The sequence below is a fragment of the Kocuria oxytropis genome (assembly GCF_040981195.1).
GTDB classification, from domain to species: Bacteria; Actinomycetota; Actinomycetes; order Actinomycetales; family Micrococcaceae; genus Kocuria; species Kocuria oxytropis.
Genome location: NZ_JAVFXA010000001.1, coordinates 155,026 through 176,214 on the forward strand (window position 1 = coordinate 155,026; position 21,189 = coordinate 176,214).

The window sequence follows — 21,189 nt, forward strand, 5'->3', positions numbered from 1 at the left end:
CATCTCAGCAGACCGGCGCGCCCGGCGCCACGGCTCCCGGCCACCGGGACGGGCGCCGTCGCCGGCCCTCAGGAGTCCTCGGCGCCGCGGCCGGCCGGGTGCCGCGCCGTCCCGGGGCGGACGCCGAACGCGGAGGCCGAGCGGTCGGCCGGCTCGGTCGGGAAGACCGTGCGCCCCTCCGTCCACTGGTGCCGCACGTAGGCGTGCAGCCGGCCGGCGAAGGGCCCCTCCCGCCACTCCAGATAGGGCATGTCCTGGCTCGCGTCCAGCAGGAAGTAGCTGCTGTACGCCCGGAGCAGCTCCGGGGCCGCCCCGGGATCCTCCTCCGCGGCGGCCCCGCCCAGGACCAGGTAGACCGGGGCTCCGGGCAGGCCGTCGTGGACCCGCACCTCGAGCCGGTCGGCGACCACGGGGTCGAGCTCCCCCAGGGCCCGCAGCTGGTGGACGAGCGTGTCGAAGCTGCGCCGCAGGTCCATGGGCGAGAGCCCGTAGTGGTGGCGGATCTCCCGGAGCCGGGCCGCGAGCGCGGGGGACCTCGGATCGAGGAGCAGCAGCCGGACACGGACCCCGGTGGCGAGCGCCTTGTGGATCGCGTCGAGGTCCCCGGCCAGCGTCAGGGGGAAGGTGTCCGTCCACCACAGCTCCTGCCCCGGCCGGACGCTCCGGAGCACGTCGACCACGTCGAGCTCCTCGCGGACCCCGACCAGCCCCAGCCGGTCCTCGCGGGACGCGGGAGGGACCGGGAGCGCGGCGGGGACCGGGACGGGCGCCGCCTCCACGGGCGCGGAGCCGCGCCGGCGGGAGCGCCCGGCGTCCAGGAGCAGCCCCACGCCGCCCACGGTGAGCAGGACGGCCCCGGCCTCGAGCAGCAGCTCCGGCCACGCGCGCCCGGCGGCCAGGGCGACGACGACCACCGCCGCACCGAGGCCGATCAGCACGGCCGGGGCCGTGCCGGGACGTCGCGGCGGGACGGTGCGCGGGCCGCCGCGGCGCCCGTCCCCCGCGGGCCGGTCCTGGGCGGTGGTGCGGGTCTCCAGCACGGGACTCCCCTTCCTCGAGCGGATCTGCTCACAGCCTGACACGCGGCCTGACCTGGGCGTGAGCGCCGAGGGCACCGGGTCGCTGTGTGACGAGCGCGGCGGTGCTGCCGGAGCCGTCCGGGGCGTCCCCTCTTGTGCGGCGGAGGCCCTGAACATGCGTTTGCATAACTAAACTCGGCCTCGGGAGTGCGGCAGTCCGGCGTCGTGACGGCTCTCGCGCCGGGAACCGGCCCACGCCCTGCAGCGGACCGCACCGGCCGCACTGCCCACCACGTCCGGAAGGCACCTCCCGTGGCCATGACACTGCACCAGCGCCTGGGCGACCGCCACAACCGCCTCAACGCCCTGCGTCTGCTCCTGGCGCTGCTGGTGATCCTGGGCCACGCCTGGCCGCTCACCGGCGCGGACGGCCCGAGCCTCGAGCTGGTGTCCGACGTGGCCGTCAACGGCTTCTTCGTGCTCAGCGGCTACCTCATCGCCGAGAGCCGGGCGCGCACCCGCCTGGTGCCCTACCTGTGGCGCCGGTTCCTGCGCATCTATCCGGGGTTCCTGGTGAGCCTGCTCGTCGTGGCGGCCGTCTTCGCGCCGGTCGCGGCCGTGCTCGAGGGGTCGTCGTTCGACCCGGGCTCCGCGGCCGGGTTCGTGCTGAGCAACGCCGACCTGCGGATGTCCCAGTGGGGCATCGACGGCACACTGCTCGCGGTGCCCGCTCCTGACTCCTGGAACGGCTCGCTCTGGACGCTGTTCCACGAGGCCGTCGCCTACGTGCTCATCGGGCTGGTCCTCAGCACCGCCCTGGCGGCACGGCACGCCCGCTGGGTGCTCCCGGGGATGTTCCTCCTCGTCCTGGTCCTGCGCCCCCTGCTCGAGGGGCCGCTGGACGTCACGAGCCACCTCTACCTCGGCGGCGCCCGGCTGGTGGGCTACTTCCTGGCGGGCGCGGCGGTCTGGGCCTGGGCGAGGACCTGGCGCCCCTCCTGGACCCACGTCGCGGCGGCCGGGGTCGTCTACGCCGTCCTGACCGACCAGGGCTGGGCCGACCTGTACGGGCAGCTGCCCCTCGCCGTGCTGCTCCTGGGCCTCGGCGCCACGCGCTCCGAGAACTGGACCACGCGCACCGACCTCTCCTACGGCGTCTACATCTACGCGTATCCGGTGCAGCAGCTGCTCGTGCTGCTCGGCACCGCGTCCTGGGGGGTCGCCGCGAACACCGTGCTGGTCGTCCTGCTGACGCTGCCCCTGGCCCTGCTGTCCTGGACGGTCGTCGAGAAGCCCGCCCTCCGGGCGAAGGCGTGGCTCGACCCCCGCGACCGGCCCGACCGGAGGGTCGCCGCCCCGGGCCCGGCGGCCCCTGCGGCCACGGCCCCCGAGGGTCACCGCGACGGCTGACGGCCACGCCCCCGGCGCCCCGGGGACCGGCGGGACCGCCCTCGCGGTCCCTGCCGCGTCCCGCCCGCGGCCGCGGTGGCATGCTCGTCCGCCGCGACCTGCCGGGCGGTGCGGGGCCGCCCCGCCCGGGTGGCGCACACCACGATTGCCCGTAGACTGACACCTCAGGTGAGCCGGGAAGTCTGGTCGGCACGAGAGAACTGCCGCCAAAAATCGGAGGAACCCCGTGTCCACCCACGACCCCACCGCCCGCCCCGAGGACCAGCCGGGGAACCGCCCCCCGCAGCGCCCCGAGGACCACAGCCACGACACGCTGCGCCGCGGCAGCTACCGCGAGGTGCTGCGCGTCGGCGAGATCCTCCGCAAGGAGACCATCGGCGGCCTGCTGCTCGTGGCGGCCGCGCTCGTCGCCATCGTCTGGGCCAACTCCCCGTTCGCGGACAGCTACTTCGCCCTGCGCGACTTCGAGGTCGGCTACGAGCCGTGGCACCTGAGGCTCAGCCTCGGCACGTGGGCCGCCGACGGCCTGCTGGCGATCTTCTTCTTCCTGGTGGGCCTCGAGCTCAAGCGCGAGTTCGTGGCCGGCGACCTGCGCGAGTTCCGCCAGTCCGTCGTGCCCATCACCGCGGCCGTGGGCGGTGTCATCGTCCCGGCCGCGATCTACGCGGCCATCAACGTCTCCGACCCCGACACCGCCGACGGCTGGGCCATCCCCACCGCCACCGACATCGCCTTCGCCGTGGCGGTGCTCGCCATCATCGGCTCGCACCTGCCCGCCGCGCTGCGGCTCTTCCTGCTGACCCTGGCCGTGGTCGACGACCTGCTGGCGATCACGATCATCGCCGTCTTCTACTCGGAGGACGTCGCGGTCCAGCCGCTGCTGCTGGCGCTGATCCCCTTCGCCCTCTACCTCTTCCTCGCCCAGAAGTACCGCCGGTTCTTCGGCTTGAAGGCTCCGGCCGCCTGGCTGATCCTGCTGCCGATCGGCATCGTGGTCTGGGCCCTGGTCCACGAGGCCGGCATCCACGCGACCGTGGCCGGCGTGCTCCTCGGCTTCGCCGTGCCCGTGATCCGCAGCCGGGCCGGCGGCGGATCCGAGGCGGGCCCCGGTCTCGCCGAGATCTTCGAGCACCGCTTCCGCCCCCTCTCGGCCGGCTTCGCCGTGCCGGTCTTCGCCTTCTTCTCCGCCGGCGTGGCCGTGGGCGGCTGGGAGGGCCTGACGTCCGCGCTCTCCGCGCCGGTGACGCTCGGCATCGTCGCCGGCCTGGTGCTGGGCAAGCCGATCGGCATCGTGGGCGCCACGTGGCTGATCACCAAGGTCACCCGCGCCCGGCTCGACCCCTCCTTCCAGTGGATCGACCTGGTGGGCGTCGCGCTCCTGGCCGGCATCGGCTTCACCGTCTCGCTGCTCATCGCGGAGCTCAGCTTCGCCCCGGGCAGCCTTCCGGGGGACCAGGCCAAGGTCGCGATCCTCACGGCGTCCGTGCTGGCGGCGGCCCTGGCCTCGGTGCTGCTGCGGGCCCGCAACAAGCGCTACCGGGCGATCGAGAAGCTCGAGTCCGTCGACGCCGACCACGACGGCATCCCGGACGTCTACGAGGAGGACGAGGAGGTCCGGGGAGAAGGCCGCCGCTGACCGGCGCCGTGCCCACGAACCGCAGGACCCCCGCCCGGAGCACCGGACGGGGGTCCTCTCGCGCGCCGGGGCGCCGTCAGCCGGCGAACAGCTTCAGGGCCTCCCGGTTGAACGCCTCGAGGTCACCGGGGTTGCGCGAGGTGACGAGCCGGCCGTCGACGACGACCTCCTCGTCCACCCAGTCCGCCCCGGCGTTCTTCAGGTCGGTGGCCAGCGAGGAGTAGGACGTGAGCCGCCTGCCCTGCGCGAGCCCGGCCTCGATGAGGATCCACGGGGCGTGGCAGATCGCGGCGATCGGCTTGCCCGCGGCGTCGAACTCCCGGACCAGGCGCAGCGCGTCCTGGTCCACGCGCACGGCGTCCGCGTTGAGGGTGCCCCCGGGCAGGACCAGCGCGTCGAAGTCCTCGGCCTTCGCCTCGGCGAGGGTGCCGTCGACGTCGTAGCTGCCGGCACGGTCCCAGTCCCCCTGCATCGCGGTGATGCTGCCCTGCTCCGCGGACAGCAGCACGGGGGTGCCGCCGGCCTCCTGGACCGCCTTCCAGGGCTCGGTGAGCTCGGGCTCCTCCACGCCGTTCGTGGCGACGAACGCGATCTTCTTGCCGGTGATGTCGGTGGTCATGAACTTCCTCCTGGGTCGGTGGATCGGTGCTGGGATGCTGTCTGCTCGAGCGGCTGAGCGCCGGAGTCGGCGCCGCGGCGGCTACTGCGCCCGGATGCCGCCGAGGACGTCGAGTGCGGCCCGGAGCCGGGTGTCGGCGTCGTCGGCGACCTCCTGCACGGCGGGGCTGCCGCTGAGCCGGACCATGGTCTGCGGGTCGATCGCCTCGACCGTGGAGCTGCCGGGATCCGTGCCGCGGCGCACCACCACGTTGCAGGGCAGGAGCGCGCCGAGCTGGGGCTCCGCGGCGAGGGCCCTGCTGGCCAGCGACGGGTTGCAGGCGCCGAGGATCACGTAGTCACCCACCTCCTCGGCGGCCTCGGCACCGAGCTTCTGCTCGAACGTGGCGCGCACGTCGATCTCGGTGAGGATGCCGAAGCCCTGCTCCGAGAGGGCGGCCCGCGTCCGCTCGAGCGCCTCCGCGTAGGGCAGCGGGACGACGACGGCGTGGGTGTAGCTCATGCTGGCACTCCTTCTCGGTCCGGGTTCCTGGCTCACGGTCCCACTCTTGGCACGCGGGGGGACGAAAGGGAAGAGCAGGACGTCCGGGTTCTCGCTGAGCGATACGGGACGGGCGAGGCGATACCCCAGGGGGTACTTGAATACCCCCTGGGGTATCTGCCATACTCGGGACCGACGCCCGGCACGACGACCGGCCCCCTGCACCACCCGATCCCGCCCCGGCCGGCGGGAAGCAAAGGACCTCCACCATGACCGTCACCCTCGTGCTGACCCTCCTGCTGTCGGTGCTGATCGGGCTCTCGCTCGGTCTGCTCGGCGGCGGCGGGTCCATCCTCACCGTCCCGATCCTCACCTACGTGGCGGGCCTGGACCCGAAGGAGGCCATCGCGGCCTCCCTGTTCGTCGTGGGAGTGACCTCCGCCGTCAGCGCCGTCACCCACGCCCGCAACGGGCGCGTGAAGTGGCGCACCGGCCTCGTCTTCGGTCTCGCCGGCATGGCCGGGGCCTTCCTCGGCGGCCTGGCCGGGGGCCACATCCCCGGCACCGTGCTGATGATCGCCTTCGCCCTGATGATGGTCGCGACCTCCCTGGCCATGATCCGCGGCCGCAGGGTCGGGTCCGCCACGGCCCACGACGGCGAGCTGCCGGTGCTGAAGGTCGTCGCCGAGGGCCTGGTCGTGGGTCTGGTCACCGGCCTGGTGGGAGCCGGCGGCGGATTCCTCGTCGTCCCGGCCCTGGCCCTGCTGGGCGGGCTGTCCATGCCCGTGGCCGTGGGCACCTCCCTGGTGGTCATCGCCATGAAGTCCTTCGCCGGGCTCGCCGGCTACCTCACCACGGTCTCCCTGGACTGGGCCCTGATCGGGGCCGTGACCGTCGCCGCGGTCGCCGGCTCGTTCGCCGGGGCGCGGCTGGCCGGCCGCATCCCCGAGACCGCCCTGCGCCAGGGCTTCGGCATCTTCGTCCTCGTCATGGGCGTGTTCGTCCTGGTCCAGGAGCTGCCCGGCCTGGCCGGCACCGCCGTCGGGATCACCGCCGCCGCGGCCGGTGCGGCCGCGGCCGTCTGCTGGTTCGCGGTCCCGAAGTGCCCGCTGCGCACCCCCCTCACCGCCTGACCACCCGTCGTCCGCCGGGCACGACCACGACCGGCCGCCACCGTCGAGCACCACGACAGGGCACCCCGGCCGAGCACCCCAGCCCGGTCCCCCGACCAGCACCACGACCCGGCACCACGATCCAGCACCACGACCCAGCACCGAGCACCACCCAGCACCGAGAAGGAGATCCCCATGGCCACCGTCGACCTCACCGAGCAGGCCTTCGCCGAGACCGTCCAGAACCACGACATCGTCCTCGTGGACTTCTGGGCGTCCTGGTGCGGCCCCTGCCGCATGTTCGCCCCGGCCTACGAGGCCGCCTCCGCCGAGCACCCGGACGTGGTGTTCGCGAAGGTCGACACCGAGGCCGAGCAGCGGCTGGCCGCCGCCGCCGGCATCAGCTCCATCCCCACCCTGATGGCCTTCCGCGAGGGCGTGCTCGTGTTCTCCCAGCCGGGCGCCCTGCCCGCGACCGGCCTCGAGCAGGTCATCACCGCGGTCAAGGACCTCGACATGACCGAGGTCCACGCCGAGCTCGCCCGGCGGCAGGCCGGACGGAGCACCGCCCAGCAGGCCTGAGCCGCGGCACGGGTCACCGGCACGTCGCTTCCGCCGTGGCCCCGCCCCTGGAACACTCCCGTAACACCTCGCCGATACCGTCAAGACGCCCCGCGGTGCGCCCCGGGGCACCACCAGGAGGAACCCACCATGGACGTCACCGTCATCGACACCCCCCAGCTCGGGGACCGCAGCTACCTCGTGCACGACGGCGCGACAGCCCTCGTCATCGACGCCCAGCGCGACATCGACCGCCTCGAGGCCGCGGTGGCCGAGGCCGGGGTGAAGGTCACGCACGTGGCGGAGACCCACATCCACAACGACTACCTGACCGGAGGCTGCCTCTACGCCCGCAAGCACGGCGCGGCCTACCTCGTCAACGCCGCCGACGACGTCTCCTTCGAGCGCACCCCGATCGCCGACGGGCAGACCGTCCGCGTCGGCGAGCTGACCGTGAAGGCCGTGGCCACCCCCGGCCACACCCACCACCACCTCTCCTTCGTGGTGGAGCACGGCGAGGAGCAGGCCGTGTTCTCCGGCGGCAGCGTCCTGTACGGCTCCGTGGGCCGCACCGACCTGCTGGGCCGTGAGCACATGGTGGGCCTGACCCACGACCAGTACGCCTCCGCCCGCCGCCTCGCGGCCGAGGCCCAGGAGAAGGCCGCCCTGTACCCGACCCACGGCTTCGGCTCCTTCTGCTCCTCCGGCCCCGCCACCGGCGCGGACGAGTCCACCCTGGGCGAGCAGATCAGGACGAACCACGTCTACACCGATCCGGACGAGGAGCACTTCGTCACCGAGCTGATCAGCAACCTCACGGCCTACCCGAACTACTACGTGCACATGGGCCCGGCCAACGCCGCCGGCCCCACCGAGCCGGACCTGTCCGTGCCCGACTCCCTCGACCCGGACGAGCTCCGGGCCCGGCTGGATGCCGGCGAGTGGGTGGTGGACCTGCGCCACCGCGTGGCCTACGCCTCCGACCACCTGAAGGGCACCATCAGCTTCGAGTACGGCGACGGCTCCAGCTTCACCGCGTTCCTGGGCTGGATCTTCCCCTACGACCGGCAGCTGACCCTCGTCGGCTCCCGCGAGGACGTCGAGAACGCGATCCGCGACCTCTCCCGCATCGGCATCGACTCCCCCGACGCCGCCCTGGGCGAGGACCCGGCGCAGCTCGCCCCCGGGGCGGCCCGCTCCTCCTACCCGAGGGTCGGCTGGAAGGGCATGCTCGACCAGCGCCCCGAGGACGAGACCGTCCTGGACGTCCGCCGGGTGGACGAGTACGAGGACTCCTACATCCCCGGGGCGGTCAACATCCCGCTGCACGAGCTGCTGACCCGCCTCGACGAGGTCCCCGCCGGCCGGCTGTGGGTGCACTGCGGCTCCGGCTACCGCTCGGGCGTGGCCGCCAGCCTGCTCGAGCGGGAGGACAGGGAGGCGGTCCACGTCGACGCCCTCTTCGCCGACGCGGAGGAGGCCGGCGTCCCGCTCGAGAGCTGAGTCCCCTGCGGGGCCGGGTGCGCGCGCCCGGCCCCGCGGCACCCGTTCGCAGGCCGGTCCTCCCCGGCAGCCCGTCCCTCCCAGCGAAAGGTCCGCCGTGCGCACCTCCCGCACCGTCCCCCCGTCCGCCGCCGCCCGCCGCAGCGTCACCGCGATCGGCGCCGCGGTCGTCCTCCTGCACCTCGTGGGCTGGGGCGCGCTGCTCGCCCTCGTCCTGGGCGCCGACACCCCTCAGGGCGGTACGGGGCTGTTCGTGGGCCTGGCCCTCAGCGCCTACGCCCTGGGCGTCCGGCACGCCTTCGACGCCGACCACATCGCCGCGATCGACAACGCGACGCGCTCGCTGACAGCGCGCGGCAGGGAGTCCACGGCCACCGGCTTCTGGTTCGCCCTGGGGCACTCCTCGGTGGTCCTCGTCTCCGTGCTGCTGCTGGGCCTGGGCCTCGAGACCTTCGCCGGCGGCCTCGCGGACGAGGGGTCCGGGCTGCGCCAGGCCGCCGGGATCTGGGGCGGCACGGTCTCCGGGCTGTTCCTCGTCACCGCCGGGGTGCTCAACCTCGCGGTGCTGCTCCGGCTGCGCCGGGCCCGCCGCGCCGCGCGCACCGGCACCCTGGACCCCGGCGCGCTGGAGGCCCACCTCGCCGGCCGGGGAGTGCTGCACCGTGTGCTGCACCCCGTGACCCGCGCGGTGGACCGCCCGGCCGGGATGTACCCCGTCGGCGTCCTCTTCGGCCTCGGCCTCGACACGGCGGCCTCGATCGGGCTGTTCGTGATGGCGGGCGGGCTCGCCCCCGAACTGCCCGGGTACGCGGTGCTCGTGCTGCCCGTGCTCTTCACCGCCGGCATGACGCTGTTCGACAGCGCCGACGGCGTCCTGATGCACCGGGTGTACGGGTGGGCCTCGGCCGACGCCCGTCGCAAGCTGGACTACGACGTCACGGTGACGTCCGTCTCGGTCCTCATCGCCTTCGTGATCGGCGGGACGAGCCTGTTGTCCGTGCTCGCCGAGCTCGTGCAGCCCACCGGCGGCGCGCTCGCCCTCGTGGCCGCGGTCGACCTGAACTTCCTCGGGGTGGCCCTGATCGTGCTCTTCGGCCTCGTCCTGCTGGGCTCGCAGGGCCTGGACCGGGTCCGCCGCGACGGACGGCGGGTTCCTGTGCGAGGCTGAGACCGTGGTCCGACTCCTCCTGCTCGCCGACACCCACGTCCCCCGGCGCGCCCGCGACCTGCCCCGCGCGGTGTGGCAGGCCGTCGACGACGCCGACGTGGTCCTGCACGCGGGCGACTGGATGGACCTCGCGACGCTCGACCGGCTCGAGCAGCGGGCCGCCCGCCTGGTGGGGGTGTGGGGCAACAACGACGGACCGGAGCTGCGCGAACGGCTGCCCGAGGTGGCCCGTGAGACGCTCGGGGGCGTGCGCTTCGGCATGGTCCACGAGACCGGGGCCGCCGCCGGGCGGGAGGCGCGGATGGACCGGGCGTTCCCGGGTCTCGACGTCCTGGTCTTCGGCCACAGCCACATCCCGTGGGACAGCACCACCCTGGCAGGGATGCGGCTGCTGAACCCCGGTTCCCCCACGGACCGGCGGCGCCAGCCGCACTGCACCTACCTGACGGCCGTCGCCGCGGACGGGCGGCTCACCGACGTGGAGCTGGTGCGCCTCCCGCGGCGCTGACGCCGCACGGTCCGCCCTGGCGGGTGCCGGAGGGCCTCCCGTTCAGAGCAGGCCCCGCAGCCTGTAGTAGCGCCGGCCCACCACGGTCCCGTTGACCCGGATCACCGCCCACACCAGCACGAGCAGCAGCGCCACCAGCACGGCGGGGACGGGCACGAACACCGCCCAGACCACCAGCGCCATGCCGGGCACGGTCAGCAGGATCGGCCAGGCGTACTGCACCATCTCCACCGCCATGTAGTCCTGCATCTCCCGCAGGGCGGGGTCCCGCGGGACGGCGCCGCGGCGCACCGAGGTCCGCAGCCCCTTGCTCGCGCGGGCCCGGGCGTCCATGAGGTCGTTGCGGGGAGCGTTGTCCGCGCGGGTCAGCGAGAGGATGATGCCGCTGAGCAGCAGCGCCGCCCCGCCCACCACGAGCCCCCACCGGGCGGGGCTCAGCGGCCCGCGCTCGCCCAGCAGGAGCGCGGCCGCGATGCCGCCCAGCAGCCCCACGACCAGGCTCGCCACCAGGGCGAGCACGATCCGGCGGGCCCAGATCGCATCGAGCTCCCCGAGCCGCGGGATCTGCACGTGCGGGTGGTCGGCCCCGCTGAGCCGGATCTCCTCGTCCATGGCGTGCCGTCCTCTCGTCGCTCCGGTCCGCTGCTCCGTCCCCTCCATTGTCCCGCGCCGTGCACGGCGGGGCACGCCCGGCCGCGGGCACCGCCCCCGGCACTTGACGGGCCACCGCCGGGGGTATTCGCTGGAGGAACGGCGGGGCCGCCCAGCGGGTCCGCGACGACCACGAGGAGGCCCCATGACCGCCAGCGACCGCTTCTACCTCGACAAGGCGGACCCCGGCAGCTGGCGGGCGCTCAACGGCCTGGCGCGCAAGGTCGCCACCGCCGCGGAGGACGCGGGCCTGTCCCGGGCGCTGGTGGAGCTGCTCAACGTCCGTGTCTCCCAGCTCAACGGGTGCGCCTTCTGCCTGGAGCTGCACACCGGCTACGCCGTGGAGGCCGGGGTGAGCGCGCAGAAGCTGGCCGTGCTCCCGGCCTGGCGCGAGACGGAGCTCTTCGACGAGCTGGAACGGGCCGCGCTGGCCATCGGGGAGGCAGCGGCGCTGCTGCCCGACGAGGAGACCCGGCTGGCGGAGCTGGCGGTGGCCCGGGCGGAGCTGACGGACGAGCAGTACTCCGCGCTGCAGTGGTCCGCGGTGGCGATCACCGCCTTCAACCGCGTCTCGGTGCTCTCCCGGCACCGGATCCGCCCCGCGGCGTCCGATCCGGGGGACCGGGCGCCCGCGGAGCAGGCAGCGGCGGAGCAGGCCGCGGACCCGTCCCGCACCCCGTCGACCGTCTCGGGAGGCACCGCGTGACCAATCTGGACGTGGACCCCCAGGAGCTCCTGTGCACCGAGGCCGCAGGGGCCGGTGCGCAGCTGCTCGCCCCGCGGGAGGTGCCCCTCGGCGGACCGCGGGCCATGACCGTGCGACGCACCCTGCCCCAGCGCCGGCGCAGTCTCATCGGGGCGTGGTGCTTCGCCGACCACTACGGCCCCGACCCGGTCTCGGAGTCCGGGGGCATGACCGTGGCCCGCCACCCGCACACCGGGCTGGCCACCGTGAGCCTGCTGTTCACCGGCGGGATCGCCCACCGCGACTCCGCCGGCTACGACGCGATCGTCCGGCCCGGGGAGGTCAACCTCATGATCGCCGGGCGCGGGATCTCCCACCAGGAGTTCTCGACCCCCGGCACCACCGTCCTGCACGGTGTCCAACTGTGGTACGCCCTGCCCGAGGCCACCCGCCACATGGCTCCGGCCTTCGAGCACCACGCCCCGGAGCCGGTGCTCGGCGAGGGTTCCGAGCTGCGCGTGTTCCTCGGCTCGCTGGCCGGGTCCACCTCCCCGGTGGAGACCTTCACCCCGCCGCTGCTCGCCGCCGAGGTGCTCCTGCGCCCCGGGGCCCGGCTGGAGCTCGAGCTGGGCCCGGCCCTCGAGCACGGCGTGCTGCTCGACTCGGGGGACCTGACCCTCAACGGCGCGCCCGTGCCGGTGGACCACCTGGCCTATCTCCCGGCCGGGCAGCGCTCCGTGGTGCTCGAGGCCGGCCTGCACCCGGTCCGGCTGCTGCTCATCGGCGGGGAGCCGCTGGGCGAGCAGATCGTGATGTGGTGGAACTTCGTGGGCCGCACCCACGAGGAGGTCGTGGCCTACCGCGCCGCCTGGCAGGCCGAGATCGAGGCCGAGCCGGCCCCCGCACCGGAGGACGGGAGGTACGCCGACGGCGCACCGTACCCGCGCTTCGGCCCCTACCCGGACGGGCAGCCGGCGCCCCTGCCGGCGCCCGCCCTGCCCACCGTCCAGCTGCGCCCGCGCGGCTGACCCGGACCCCAGGAGACCACCGTGGCCGAGACGTCCACGATCACCGTCCGCAACAACCCGGACCGGCACCGCTACGAGCTCCTGGACGGGGAGACCGTGATCGGCCGGGCCCACTGGACGCCCTTCGAGGGCCCGGACGGACCGCAGCGGATCTTCTACCACACCACCGTGGACGACGCCTACGGCGGGCAGGGCCTGGCCACGCGGCTGGCGCGGGAGGCCCTGGACGACACCATCGCGGCAGGCCTGCCCGTGGTCCCGGTGTGCCCCTACATCAAGAAGTGGCTGGGCAGGCACCCCGATCACCAGCAGCACGCCGTGCCCGTGCGTCCCGAGCACCTCGCCGCCGTCCCCCGGGGGCAGGGGCAGTGATCCGGTGCCGGGGCGCACGGCGGCACCCCGGGAGCGACGGAGCACCCGGGAGCGACGCAGCGCCGCGGCACTTCGGGAGCGACGCGGCGCGACGGTGCCCCGGGAGGGGCGGAGAGGGCGCACGGCGGCGCCCCGGGCGGGCGCTCAGTGCCGCTGGGCGGCGACGAGCTCGAGGAAGTGCGCGCGCATCCGGGCGCGATCGGGCTCCACACCGGTGATGAGGCGGAACGCGTCCACCGCCTGACCCACGGCCATGTGGCCGCCGTCGAGCACCTGGCAGCCCGTGGCCCGTGCCGCGGCGACGAGCTCGGTCTCCACCGGCAGGTAGACGACGTCCGCCACCCACTGCCGGGCCGAGAGCAGCCCGGGGTCCACCGGGGTGCCGGGGTGGTGGTGCATGCCCACCGGGGTGGCGTTCACCAGCCCGTCGGCCGCGCGCACCAGCTCCGGCAGGGTCTCGGCGGTGGCCGCCTCGACCTGCTGCCCGGGGAACAGCGGGGCCAGGGCCGCCGCCCGCTCGGCCGCCCGCGCGGGGTCCACATCGAACAGGTGCAGGGTGCGCACACCGGCGCTGAGCAGGGCCGAGGCCACGGCCGAGCCGGCGCCGCCGGTGCCGACCTGGACCACCCGGTCCTTGGCCGCGCCGGGGAGCACCGCGAGGAACCCCGCCGCGAAGCCGGTGACGTCGGTGTTGTGGCCCACGAACCGCCCGTCGCGGATCACCACCGTGTTGACGGCCCCCAGGGCGGCCGCGTCCGGGGCGATCTCGTCGAGGTGCTCCAGGACCAGCTGCTTGCACGGGTGGGTGATGTTGAAGGCGTTGAACCCGAGGTCGCGGCCGGCCCGCAGCAGCTCCCCCACGTCCTCGCCGGGACGGCCGATCACCTCGAGGTCCACCGGACGGTACAGGTAGTGCAGCCCGTGGTTCCGGGCCTCGGTCTCGTGCATCGGCGGGGTGAGGCTGCGGGTGATGCCGTCGCCGATCAGGCCCACCAGATAGGACTCGGCAGTGGTGCTCATGGAGGACTCCTTGCGGGTTGCGGGCAGGACGCGACGGCGCCGAGCACCCTCCGCGCAGCGCCGGTGCCGGGGACGGGGCGGGTGCTCGTGAGCCGATGGGACGCCCATCACAGTACACCGGGAACGCGCCCGGAACCGGATATGTGCTCATGATGTGAACACAGGTTCCACAAAATGGGAGTCAGGCGGGGACGCGCCGGGCACGCGTCCCCGCGGGAACCCCGGGGGACGCCGGGCGGACCGCCGCCCGGTTCCGCACCGGCACCCCCCTCTCCGGGGGGACGCCGGACGGACCGCCGCCCGGTGCCGCACCGGTATCTCCTCCCCGCGGGGCCGCGGCGCCGGGCCCGTTCCGGGGCACAATGGGCGACGAGGCACCGGCCCGGCCTCCGCCGACGGGCCGCACAAACAACGGAGGGAGACGTCATGAGCGTGCTGGACGACCTGGGGTCGGCGCTGGCCGCCGGGACCGTGGAGGTCGTGGACCTCACCACTCCCCTGGGCCGGGACACCCCGATCCTGCGGCTGCCCGAACCGTTCGCCAACACGGTGGGCCTGACCATGACCCCGGTGAGCGCCTACGACGAGGCAGGGCCCGGCTGGGCGTGGAACGACCTGACGCTGGGCGAGCACGCCGGCACCCACCTGGACGCGCCCGTGCACTGGATCACGGGCCGGGACGGGAGGTCCGTTGACCGGATCGAGCCCGCGCGGCTCGTCGGGCCGGCCGCCGTCCTCGACCTCACCGCCGAGGCGGAGGCGGACGCCGACGTCCTGCTGGAGCCCGAGCACCTCGAGCGGTGGGAGGCGGAGCACGGGCGCTTCCCCGAGAACTGCTGGGTGCTCCTGCGCACCGGCTGGTCCGTCCGCGGGGACGACCCCGAGCGCTTCCTCAACGCCGACGAGCACGGCCTGCACGCCCCGGGCCCGTCGGTGGCCGCCGCCGAGTGGCTCGCCGCCCACCCGCACATCAGCGGCTTCGGCGTGGAGACCGTCGGCATCGACGCGGGCATCGCCGGCGGCTTCGACCCGCCCTTCCCCGCCCACCACCACCTCCTGGGGCACGACAAGTACGGGCTCACGTCGTTGCGCCGCCTCGACCGGCTGCCGGTCCTCGGGGCGCAGCTCGTGGTCGCGCCCCTTCCGGTCGTGGGCGGCACGGGCAGCCCCGCGCGGGTGCTCGCCCTCGTCGAGAGGTCCGCGGCGTGACCGGCACGGTCGCCCACCTCGTGGGCCGCACGCTCGCGGAGCTGGGAGTGGGCCACGTCTTCGGCGTGGTGGGCAGCGGGAACTTCCACCTGACCAACGCGCTGATCGCGGCGGGCGTGCCCTACACGGCCGCCCGGCACGAGAACGGCGCCGCGACCATGGCCGATGCCTGGGCCCGCACCAGCGGGCGGGTGGCCGTGGTCACCACGCACCAGGGCTGCGGGCTCACCAACGCGGCCACCGGCATCGGGGAGGCCGCCAAGTCCCGCACCCCGCTGATCGTGCTCACCGCCGACACCCCGGCCGCGGCCGTGCACTCCAACTTCCGGATCGACCAGGACGCCCTGGCCCGTTCGGTGGGTGCCGTGGCCGAGCGGGTGCACTCCCCCGCGAGCGCCGCGGCGGACGTGGCCCGGACCGTGCGCCGCGCCCGCAACGACCGCCGCACCGTGGTGCTCAGCGTCCCGCTCGACGTCCAGGCCGCGCCGGCGCCCGAGGGCGTCGTGGTGCCGGCGCTCCCGCCGGCGCCCCGGGTGCGCCCCGAGGCCGCCGCCGCGGCACGACTGGCCGAGATGCTGGCCGCCGCCCGCCGGCCGGTGTTCGTGGCAGGACGCGGCGCGCGGGGCGCCCGCGCCGACCTGGTGGCCCTGGCGGAGCGCTCCGGCGCGCTGCTGGCGACGTCGGCCGTGGCCACGGGGCTGTTCGCCGGGGAGGAGTTCGACCTCGGCGTCTCCGGGGGCTTCTCCTCCCCGGTGACCGCGGAGCTGATCGGGGCGGCGGACCTCGTCGTGGGCTGGGGGTGCGCCCTGACCGGGTGGACCACCCGCCACGGACGTCTCCTGGACCCGGCGGCCGCGGTCGTGCAGGTGGACCTCGAGGAGTCCGCGCTGGGGGCGCACCGGCCGGCGGACCGGCCGCTGGCCCTCGGGGTCGTGGGCGACTGCGCGCTCACCGCGCGGGACGTCCTCGCCGCGCTGGAGGGCGGCGGGACGGGCCCCGGTGCGGGGGCCGCCGCCCCGTCGTCGTCCTGGCGCACGCCGGGCCTGGCCGCACGGATCGCCCGGGAGGCCCGGTGGCGGGACGTCCCCTTCGAGGACCTGTCCACGGCGGAGCGGATCGACCCGCGGGTTCTCTCCCGCGAGCTGGACGCGATGCTGCCCGCGGAGCGCGTCGTGGCCGTGGACAGCGGCAATTTCATGGGCTACCCCAGCCAGTACCTCTCCGTGCCGGACGAGCGCGGATTCTGCTTCACGCAGGCCTTCCAGTCGATCGGCCTGGGCCTGGCAACCGCCATCGGTGCCGCGCTCGCGCAGCCGCACCGGCTGCCGGTGCTCGGCACCGGGGACGGCGGCTTCCTCATGGGGGTCGCCGAGCTCGAGACCGCGGTGCGGCTGGGGCTGCCGCTGGTGTGCGTCGTCTACGACGATGCCGCCTACGGCGCGGAGGTGCACCACTTCGCCGGTCCCGGCCGGGAGGACGTCCCGCTGGGGACCGTGGTCTTCCCGGACGTCGACATCGCCGCGATCGGCCGGGGCTTCGGCGCCGACGGCGTGGTGGTGCGCTCGGTGGAGGACCTGGCCGCCGTGCGGGAGCACCTGGCCGGCCCGATGGACCGGCCGCTCGTGATCGACGCCAAGGTCGCCTCCGACGGCGGGGCGTGGTGGCTCGCGGAGGCGTTCCGCGGGCACTGACGCAGCCCGGTCCTGCGCGCCGCACCGGTCCCGCGCGGGCGCCGCGCCGGTCCTGCGCCGCGGGGGATGCGCCGGTGGTGGCGGTCCGGGCCCCCGGGGATCCCGGTCAGGACCCCGACGGCTCCTCGCCGGCGCTCTCCCGGCGCGCCCGGGTGATCCGGACCCGCTCGATCCGGCTGCGGTCCACGGACAGGACCTCGAACCGGTGCTCGTCCAGTTCCACGACGTCGCCCGGGCGCGCCACCCGCCCCAGCCGGTCCATCACGAATCCGCCCACGGTCTCGTAGTGGCCCTCGGGGATGACGAGCCCGGCCTCGTCGGGGACCTCCTGGATGATCAGCCCGCCGTCCACGAGCACGGACCCGCCCCGCCGCAGCACCGTGTCCTCGTGCTCCCGGATCCCGGCGTCGAACTCGTCGTAGATCTCCCCCACCAGCTCCTCCACCAGGTCCTCGAGGGTCACGATGCCCGCGGTCCCGCCGTACTCGTCGACCACCAGCCCGATGTGGTGACCGCCCTTGCGCATGGCCTGCAGGGTGCGCAGCACGTGGTTGGTCTCCGGCAGGAAGGGGATGGGCCGCACCACGTCCCGCAGGGTCCGGGGCGGGGCGTCGATGACCCCGTCCCCGTCCGCGTCAGCGACCACGAGGTCGCGGATGTGCACGAAGCCCAGGACATCGTCCACGCTCGCCCCCAGCACGGGATAGCGGGAGTGCGGCAGGGTCAGCGCCGTGCGGTACGCCTCCGTGACGGGCAGGGTCCCGTCCAGGAAGTGGACGTCGGGGCGGGGCCGCATGACCTCGGCCAGGCGGCGCTCGCCCGCCTCGAAGACGTCCGTGAGGATCGAGCGGGACACGGGGCCGATGCCCCGGTTGTCCACGACCATCTCCCGCACCTCCTCCGCCGAGACCTCCTCGGCCGTGGCGTGCGGGTCCCCGCCCAGGAGCCGCACCACGAAGTTCGTGGACACCGACAGCAGCCAGATGACCGGACGCATGAGCCTGGCGAAGAGGTTCAGCGGCGGGGCCAGCACCTTCGTGAAGCCCACCGAGCGCTGCATGGCCAGCCGCTTGGGCACGAGCTCCCCGAGGACGAGGGAGAGGTAGGCGATGGCCAGGGTCATGCCGATCAGGGCCGTGGTCCCCGCCGCGGCGGCGGACAGCCCGGCCCGCTCGAGCAGGGGGGCCACGTCCGGGGCGAGCGTGGAGGCGCCGTAGGCCGAGGAGAAGAACCCGGCGACGGTCACGCCGATCTGCACGGCCGAGAGGAAGAGGTTGGGGTCCCGGACGAGGGCGGCGGTCCGGGCGCCCTTCCGGCCCGAGCGCTCGATCCTGCGGACCTGGCTCTCCCGCAGGCTCACGATCGCCATCTCGGTGCCGGCGAAGACACCCCCGATCGCCACGAACAGCAGGACCAGGAGGACGTTCACGAGGGTGCTGGAGTCCATGGGAGCCACGCTACCGGCCCGCTGCCGGACGCGGGGAGATCGTGCGTCCCGGCGGCGCCGCGGAGGACGCCCACGGCGGCGGCGGGGACGCCGCCGTGCTCGGCGGCGGGCCCGCGGCCCCCGTCAGCGACGTCGGCCGGGTGCCGGTGGTCGTCGCCGGCCGCCGGGGTCCTGCCCGCGCCGGGCCGTCCGCTGCCGGACCCGGCGCGGACCCTCCGGGCTCACCAGAGGTGGCGGCACTGCTCGTTCTGGCAGGCGAACTCGGGGGCCCGGCCGTCGGGCAGCATCATCGACGGGGACGCCAGCTCGACGTCGCGGGCCTGGTCCCAGTCGTCGGGCATGATCTGCACGTAGACCAGCTCGAAGCCGGTGGCGCCGCAGCGCGGGCACGGGGCGGTGGTGCCGCGCAGACCGCCGGAGGGGGTGGTGCTCATCGCGTGCCTCCTGGGGACAGGACGGTTCCGGGGCGTTCCCGAGCCGGTGCGCCCAGTGTAGTGGGCGCGGCCGGGGACGCACCGGTGCCGCCCGGTGGTCCCGGCCGGCGCACCGGCACCACCGGGTCAGGCGCGCGTGCCCGCCTCCCGCTTGGCCCGCTGGATCTCCTCGTAGACGTGGCCCCGCAGCTCGGTGAACCGCGGCAGCCCGCGGGTGGTGAGCTGGTCGCGCTCGTCGGGCAGGTCGATCGGCAGGTCCTCCTGCACCACGGTGGGCGAGCTCGAGAGGATGATGACGCGCTCGCCGAGGTAGACGGACTCGTCGATGTCGTGGGTCACGAACAGCACGGTCACGCCCATCCGGTGCCACACGTCCCGGATGAGGTCCTCGAGGTCGGCGCGGGTCTGGGCGTCCACCGCGGCGAAGGGCTCGTCCATGAGCAGGATCTTCGGCTGGTAGGCCACCGCCCGGGCGATCGCGACCCGCTGCTGCATGCCGCCCGAGAGCTGCCACGGGTACTTCTTGTCCGCCCCGCGCAGGTCGACGGCGGCGATCGCCTCCCCCACGAGCCGGTTCCGCTCGTCCCGGGCCAGCTTGGCGTTCTTCAGGGGCAGCTCCACGTTCTCCCGGACCGTCATCCAGGGGAAGAGGCTGCGGCCGTACTCCTGGAAGACCACCGCCATGTCCTTGGGCGGGCCGGTCACCTGCTCGCCGCCCAGCAGGACCTCGCCGGAGGTCGGTGCCATGAGCCCCGAGATGCACTTGAGCAACGTGGTCTTGCCGGACCCGGAGGGCCCCACGAGGCACGCCAGCTCGCCGCGGCCCAGGTCGAACGTGAGGTTGCGCACCGCCTCCACGTCGCCGTGGTCGCTCTGGTAGATCTTCTGCAGCCCGCGCACGGACAGCAGCACGTCCTTGCCGCCGGTGCGCCCGGCGCCGGCGTCCGAGACCCCGGCGGCGGTCCCGTCCGGGCCGCGGGCGTCCGTGCCGGTCCCGTCCGTGGCGGTCCCGTCCGTGCCGGGCCGGGGAGCGGCCGTGCCGCCGCCCGCTGCCGAGCTTCCAGTGTCAGCCTGCATTCTCCACCTCTTTCAGCCCCCGGTACCAGGCGAGGACCTTGCGTTCAACACGTTGGAAGACGAACGCCAGCACCACGCCGATGAGACCCAGGACGGCGATGCCGCTCCACATCTCGGGGATGGCGAACGAGCGCTGGAACTGCACGATGGTGAAACCGAGCCCCGACGAGGAGGCGAACATCTCCGAGATCACCATCAGGATCAGCCCGATGGACAGGGCCTGGCGGATGCCGGCCATCATCTGCGGGCTGGCGGCGGGGACCACCAGGTGCACGATCCTCGACCACCCGTGGATCCCGTACGAGCGCGCCGTCTCGTTCATCACGGAGTCGACCGAGCGCACGCCCTCGATGGTGTTCAGCAGCACGGGCCACACGGACCCGAGCACGATCACCACGACCTTCATCTGGTCGTTGACGCCGATGAGCAGCATCAGCACGGGCACCAGCACCGGCGGCGGGACGGCCCGGAAGAACTCGAGCACGGGCTCGAGCAGGTTCCGCAGCCGGCGCACCGAGCCGATGACGAGACCGGCCACGACGCCGAGCAGGATCGACAGCGCCAGGCCCACCAGCAGCCGGCCGATGCTCGGCAGCACGTCCTCGAAGAACCGCTCCCCGAACCAGACGTCCACGAACGTCGTGGCGAACTCGCCCGGTTCCGGGACGTAGAAGCTGGTCTCCACCAGCGTGTAGACCCACCAGACGAGGACCAGCAGGAACGGCAGCGCCAGGGCGTAGCCCAGGGTCGTGAGGACTCTCACACCGACACCTCCCCGCGGACGGACGAGTGCCAGGACAGCGCCCGGCGCTCCAGCGCCCGCATCGCCAGGTTGATCAGCACGCCCAGCAGCCCGGCCGTGACGATGAACGCGTACATGGCCGTGACGGCGCCGCCGGACTGGGCCAGGGAGATCTCCCGGCCCAGCCCGGGCGTGCCGATCACGAGCTGGGCCGTCACCGCCAGGATCAGGGCCACGGCGGCCCCGAGCCGCAGCCCGGTGATCACGTAGGGCAGGGACGTGGGCCACGTGACGTACCGGACGCGCGCCAGCGGGCCCAGCCCGTAGCTCTTGGCCGTGTCCTGCGCCACGGTGTCCACGTCCCCGACCCCGTAGAGGACCTGGATGAGGATCTGCCAGAAGGAGGCGTAGACCACCAGCAGCAGCGTGGACTCGATCTGCACCCCGAACAGCAGCACGGCCAGCGGGATGAGCGCCACCGACGGGATGGGCCGGAGGAACTCGATGGTGCTGTGGGTGGCCCGGCGCAGGAACGTGCTGCTGCCGATGACCAGCCCCAGGACGATCGCGGCGGCCGCGGCGATGAGCAGCCCGAGGAACCAGGCCCGGACGGTCTGCCACACCGCCAGCCAGAAGCCCGCCGAGCCGAGCTGCTCCCCGAGCTCCAGCAGGACCTCGCTGGCCGGGGGCAGGTACCGCGGGTTGACGACCCCCGTCAGGGGCAGCAGCTCCCAGGTGAGCAGGAATCCGAGGATCCCCAGCACCCCGAGGGCCGCCGGCTCCCAGGGCCGCCCCGTTCGTGTTCGTGCCATGTCGC

General features: G+C 74.3%; 22 protein-coding genes. 12 read left to right on the top strand and 10 right to left on the bottom strand.

The window, feature by feature from the left end; genetic code table 11:
• Positions 1 to 68 precede the first annotated feature (68 nt).
• Positions 69 to 1,040, bottom strand: a complete 972-nt coding sequence (locus tag QYM41_RS00710) for a DUF5919 domain-containing protein (RefSeq protein WP_368797819.1) — start codon at positions 1,038 to 1,040, stop codon at positions 69 to 71.
• Between the two features lie 297 nt (positions 1,041 to 1,337).
• Here QYM41_RS00710 and QYM41_RS00715 point away from each other — a divergent pair, with 297 nt between their 5' ends.
• Positions 1,338 to 2,429 carry an acyltransferase family protein gene (locus tag QYM41_RS00715; protein ID WP_368798134.1) on the top strand — a complete coding sequence of 364 codons (1,092 nt, stop codon included), beginning with the start codon at positions 1,338 to 1,340 and terminating at the stop codon, positions 2,427 to 2,429.
• A gap of 226 nt (positions 2,430 to 2,655) precedes the next feature.
• On the top strand, positions 2,656 to 4,065 hold the full coding sequence (gene nhaA / locus QYM41_RS00720; protein WP_438612528.1) for a Na+/H+ antiporter NhaA: 1,410 nt from the start codon (positions 2,656 to 2,658) through the stop codon (positions 4,063 to 4,065).
• Positions 4,066 to 4,141: 76 nt separating this feature from the next.
• Here the strand turns inward: nhaA and QYM41_RS00725 are convergent, their stop codons facing one another.
• The gene (locus QYM41_RS00725; RefSeq protein WP_368797820.1) at positions 4,142 to 4,684 is read right to left on the bottom strand and encodes a type 1 glutamine amidotransferase domain-containing protein; all 543 of its coding nucleotides are present in this window, start codon (positions 4,682 to 4,684) and stop codon (positions 4,142 to 4,144) included.
• 81 nt (positions 4,685 to 4,765) lie between these two features.
• On the bottom strand, positions 4,766 to 5,185 hold the full coding sequence (locus QYM41_RS00730) for a DUF302 domain-containing protein (RefSeq protein WP_368797821.1): 420 nt from the start codon (positions 5,183 to 5,185) through the stop codon (positions 4,766 to 4,768).
• Between the two features lie 248 nt (positions 5,186 to 5,433).
• Between QYM41_RS00730 and QYM41_RS00735 the strand changes: the two genes are divergently transcribed.
• The 5 genes from QYM41_RS00735 (at position 5,434) to QYM41_RS00755 (ending at position 10,016) form a co-directional block, all read left to right on the top strand.
• Positions 5,434 to 6,297 (top strand): sulfite exporter TauE/SafE family protein, encoded by an 864-nt coding sequence (locus QYM41_RS00735; RefSeq protein WP_368797822.1) that lies wholly within the window; start codon positions 5,434 to 5,436, stop codon positions 6,295 to 6,297.
• Between the two features lie 174 nt (positions 6,298 to 6,471).
• The gene (trxA, locus tag QYM41_RS00740) at positions 6,472 to 6,858 is read left to right on the top strand and encodes a thioredoxin (protein WP_368797823.1); all 387 of its coding nucleotides are present in this window, start codon (positions 6,472 to 6,474) and stop codon (positions 6,856 to 6,858) included.
• Positions 6,859 to 6,987: 129 nt separating this feature from the next.
• Complete coding sequence (locus QYM41_RS00745; RefSeq protein ID WP_368797824.1) at positions 6,988 to 8,340, top strand: MBL fold metallo-hydrolase; 1,353 nt, start codon at positions 6,988 to 6,990, stop codon at positions 8,338 to 8,340.
• A 97-nt stretch (positions 8,341 to 8,437) separates the two neighbouring features.
• Complete coding sequence (locus tag QYM41_RS00750) at positions 8,438 to 9,508, top strand: HoxN/HupN/NixA family nickel/cobalt transporter (protein ID WP_368797825.1); 1,071 nt, start codon at positions 8,438 to 8,440, stop codon at positions 9,506 to 9,508.
• Between the two features lie 4 nt (positions 9,509 to 9,512).
• The gene (locus QYM41_RS00755) at positions 9,513 to 10,016 is read left to right on the top strand and encodes a metallophosphoesterase family protein (protein ID WP_368797826.1); all 504 of its coding nucleotides are present in this window, start codon (positions 9,513 to 9,515) and stop codon (positions 10,014 to 10,016) included.
• A gap of 42 nt (positions 10,017 to 10,058) precedes the next feature.
• Here the strand turns inward: QYM41_RS00755 and QYM41_RS00760 are convergent, their stop codons facing one another.
• Positions 10,059 to 10,628 carry a hypothetical protein gene (locus QYM41_RS00760; RefSeq protein WP_368797827.1) on the bottom strand — a complete coding sequence of 190 codons (570 nt, stop codon included), beginning with the start codon at positions 10,626 to 10,628 and terminating at the stop codon, positions 10,059 to 10,061.
• Between the two features lie 184 nt (positions 10,629 to 10,812).
• Between QYM41_RS00760 and QYM41_RS00765 the strand changes: the two genes are divergently transcribed.
• The 3 genes from QYM41_RS00765 to QYM41_RS00775 are packed head-to-tail and all read left to right on the top strand — an operon-like array spanning position 10,813 to position 12,752.
• Positions 10,813 to 11,373 carry a carboxymuconolactone decarboxylase family protein gene (locus tag QYM41_RS00765; protein WP_368797828.1) on the top strand — a complete coding sequence of 187 codons (561 nt, stop codon included), beginning with the start codon at positions 10,813 to 10,815 and terminating at the stop codon, positions 11,371 to 11,373.
• Positions 11,370 to 12,380, top strand: a complete 1,011-nt coding sequence (locus QYM41_RS00770) for a pirin family protein (protein ID WP_368797829.1) — start codon at positions 11,370 to 11,372, stop codon at positions 12,378 to 12,380. Before QYM41_RS00765 ends, QYM41_RS00770 begins: the two co-directional genes overlap by 4 nt.
• Before the next feature lie 21 nt (positions 12,381 to 12,401).
• A complete protein-coding gene (locus QYM41_RS00775; protein WP_368797830.1) occupies positions 12,402 to 12,752 on the top strand; it encodes a GNAT family N-acetyltransferase in 351 nt (116 codons plus the stop codon).
• Between the two features lie 144 nt (positions 12,753 to 12,896).
• On the opposite strand, the gene QYM41_RS00780 is transcribed toward QYM41_RS00775, so the two are convergent.
• Complete coding sequence (locus QYM41_RS00780; RefSeq protein ID WP_368797831.1) at positions 12,897 to 13,772, bottom strand: shikimate dehydrogenase; 876 nt, start codon at positions 13,770 to 13,772, stop codon at positions 12,897 to 12,899.
• 426 nt (positions 13,773 to 14,198) lie between these two features.
• Here QYM41_RS00780 and QYM41_RS00785 point away from each other — a divergent pair, with 426 nt between their 5' ends.
• Entirely contained in the window at positions 14,199 to 14,981 is a 783-nt protein-coding gene (locus tag QYM41_RS00785; RefSeq protein ID WP_368797832.1) for a cyclase family protein, read from the top strand.
• On the top strand, positions 14,978 to 16,672 hold the full coding sequence (locus QYM41_RS00790; protein ID WP_368797833.1) for a thiamine pyrophosphate-binding protein: 1,695 nt from the start codon (positions 14,978 to 14,980) through the stop codon (positions 16,670 to 16,672). Before QYM41_RS00785 ends, QYM41_RS00790 begins: the two co-directional genes overlap by 4 nt.
• Positions 16,673 to 16,778: 106 nt before the next feature.
• Here QYM41_RS00790 and QYM41_RS00795 read toward each other — a convergent pair whose 3' ends face one another.
• The 5 genes from QYM41_RS00795 to QYM41_RS00815 form a co-directional block, all read right to left on the bottom strand.
• Entirely contained in the window at positions 16,779 to 18,119 is a 1,341-nt protein-coding gene (locus tag QYM41_RS00795) for a hemolysin family protein (RefSeq protein WP_368797834.1), read from the bottom strand.
• A 221-nt stretch (positions 18,120 to 18,340) separates the two neighbouring features.
• The gene (locus QYM41_RS00800) at positions 18,341 to 18,553 is read right to left on the bottom strand and encodes a hypothetical protein (protein WP_368797835.1); all 213 of its coding nucleotides are present in this window, start codon (positions 18,551 to 18,553) and stop codon (positions 18,341 to 18,343) included.
• A 126-nt stretch (positions 18,554 to 18,679) separates the two neighbouring features.
• The gene (locus QYM41_RS00805) at positions 18,680 to 19,630 is read right to left on the bottom strand and encodes an ABC transporter ATP-binding protein (RefSeq protein WP_368797836.1); all 951 of its coding nucleotides are present in this window, start codon (positions 19,628 to 19,630) and stop codon (positions 18,680 to 18,682) included.
• Positions 19,620 to 20,393, bottom strand: coding sequence for an ABC transporter permease (locus tag QYM41_RS00810; protein WP_368797837.1), 774 nt, complete (start codon positions 20,391 to 20,393; stop codon positions 19,620 to 19,622). Before QYM41_RS00810 ends, QYM41_RS00805 begins: the two co-directional genes overlap by 11 nt.
• Positions 20,390 to 21,184, bottom strand: coding sequence for an ABC transporter permease (locus QYM41_RS00815; protein WP_368797838.1), 795 nt, complete (start codon positions 21,182 to 21,184; stop codon positions 20,390 to 20,392). The genes QYM41_RS00810 and QYM41_RS00815 overlap by 4 nt, the downstream gene beginning before the upstream one ends.
• Positions 21,185 to 21,189 lie beyond the last annotated feature (5 nt).

Bases quoted from the DNA above. Each gene is read 5' to 3' on its own strand.
- QYM41_RS00715 (WP_368798134.1), top strand. From the start codon at position 1,338: ATGACACTGCACCAGCGCCTGGGCGACCGCCACAACCGCCTCAACGCC.
- QYM41_RS00725 (WP_368797820.1), bottom strand. From the start codon at position 4,684: ATGACCACCGACATCACCGGCAAGAAGATCGCGTTCGTCGCCACGAAC.
- QYM41_RS00730 (WP_368797821.1), bottom strand. From the start codon at position 5,185: ATGAGCTACACCCACGCCGTCGTCGTCCCGCTGCCCTACGCGGAGGCG.
- QYM41_RS00735 (WP_368797822.1), top strand. From the start codon at position 5,434: ATGACCGTCACCCTCGTGCTGACCCTCCTGCTGTCGGTGCTGATCGGG.
- trxA (WP_368797823.1), top strand. From the start codon at position 6,472: ATGGCCACCGTCGACCTCACCGAGCAGGCCTTCGCCGAGACCGTCCAG.
- QYM41_RS00745 (WP_368797824.1), top strand. From the start codon at position 6,988: ATGGACGTCACCGTCATCGACACCCCCCAGCTCGGGGACCGCAGCTAC.
- QYM41_RS00760 (WP_368797827.1), bottom strand. From the start codon at position 10,628: ATGGACGAGGAGATCCGGCTCAGCGGGGCCGACCACCCGCACGTGCAG.
- QYM41_RS00765 (WP_368797828.1), top strand. From the start codon at position 10,813: ATGACCGCCAGCGACCGCTTCTACCTCGACAAGGCGGACCCCGGCAGC.
- QYM41_RS00780 (WP_368797831.1), bottom strand. From the start codon at position 13,772: ATGAGCACCACTGCCGAGTCCTATCTGGTGGGCCTGATCGGCGACGGC.
- QYM41_RS00785 (WP_368797832.1), top strand. From the start codon at position 14,199: ATGAGCGTGCTGGACGACCTGGGGTCGGCGCTGGCCGCCGGGACCGTG.
- QYM41_RS00795 (WP_368797834.1), bottom strand. From the start codon at position 18,119: ATGGACTCCAGCACCCTCGTGAACGTCCTCCTGGTCCTGCTGTTCGTG.
- QYM41_RS00800 (WP_368797835.1), bottom strand. From the start codon at position 18,553: ATGAGCACCACCCCCTCCGGCGGTCTGCGCGGCACCACCGCCCCGTGC.
- QYM41_RS00805 (WP_368797836.1), bottom strand. From the start codon at position 19,630: ATGCAGGCTGACACTGGAAGCTCGGCAGCGGGCGGCGGCACGGCCGCT.
- QYM41_RS00815 (WP_368797838.1), bottom strand. From the start codon at position 21,184: ATGGCACGAACACGAACGGGGCGGCCCTGGGAGCCGGCGGCCCTCGGG.